Raw genomic sequence first — 1168 nt, 5'->3', positions numbered from 1 at the left:
TTGGAATAAAAAATAAGAGACTCTCTGCTGGTTGGGATCATGAATATTTAATGAAGCTAATTTGTTCGGTGTAAATTTATATGCGATTGCCCTGTATTGTAACTCAATTAGTATTTTCTCACTTTACCAAACTTCACTGTTTTTAATCTGTTTGACTACACCGTTTAGCATACTTGCTACAGAACAACAGTATCAAGAAGTAAGTAAATCTGTTATTAGGATCGCTACGGGAGAGTGGCCCCCTTATACATCGAAAAAACTAAAGCACTATGGGGTTTTCTCACATATCGTGACAAAATCATTTGCTAAAGAAAACATCCATGTGGTCTATAATTTTTTCCCTTGGAAACGAGCTTTTGAGCAAGTATTAACGGGTAAGTGGGATGCTTCGCCGACTTGGGTTCCAACACCTGAAAGGCTTCAGGATTTTCATTACAGCGATGTAGTATATATTAATCAAAAAGTATTTTTTTATATTAAAAAAAACAAATTCAGTTGGCGATCAATTAATGATTTAAAAGAATATACCATTGGTTCTACCCTTGGCTATACCTATGGAGAAGAGTTTGATACTGCTGCTGAAAATGGAGATATCCAAGTTGTACCTGTAAGAAGTGACTCACTTAACTTTAAAATGTTACTTAAAGGTAGAATTGATATATTCCCAATCGAGAAAGATGTAGGTCTAGCCATTATTAAAGATAAACTTGGCATAGAAGCTCAAACTATTTTGACCTATCATCCTAAGGCTGTGATGGAAACAACTCACCATGTTATTTTCACTAAACAAGGCGATAGAGGCTATATTTTTAAAGAAAAGTTTAATCGTGGTTTAAATAAACTTATAGCTAGTGGTGAACTGAAGGCTATGATTGAATCTTCTTTACGTGGAGAATATGAGACTGAGTAACATTGGTACCAATATTTCGTGCCCCCTCAGAACGAGTGCGTGATTCTCTTTAGCCCTTACTGTTAGCCTTTTTCTTCATCGTAAATAATTCAGGAGAAGTGTGTCCCCTCGGTGAAGGTGTGTAAGAGCAAATTTTTTAACTCGCACGCTTGCCGAGAGGACACAGTGATAACGGCACAACGCGTTAATGGTTTTGCCCACCGTGTGTTTGACGAGGACGAGTCTGGACTGGCAAAGAATGCAGACTAAAGGATCTAC

The 1168-nt window shown here is 37.2% G+C and carries 1 protein-coding gene; it reads left to right on the top strand.

The genetic code is table 11. The features are described from left to right. Positions 1 to 61: 61 nt before the first annotated feature. Positions 62 to 910 (top strand): transporter substrate-binding domain-containing protein, encoded by an 849-nt coding sequence (locus F607_RS0127330; protein ID WP_169719866.1) that lies wholly within the window; start codon positions 62 to 64, stop codon positions 908 to 910. Positions 911 to 1168 lie beyond the last annotated feature (258 nt).

Source organism: Zooshikella ganghwensis DSM 15267, from assembly GCF_000428585.1.
GTDB classification, from domain to species: Bacteria; Pseudomonadota; Gammaproteobacteria; order Pseudomonadales; family Zooshikellaceae; genus Zooshikella; species Zooshikella ganghwensis.
This window is presented reverse-complemented; position numbering and strand designations above follow the sequence as displayed.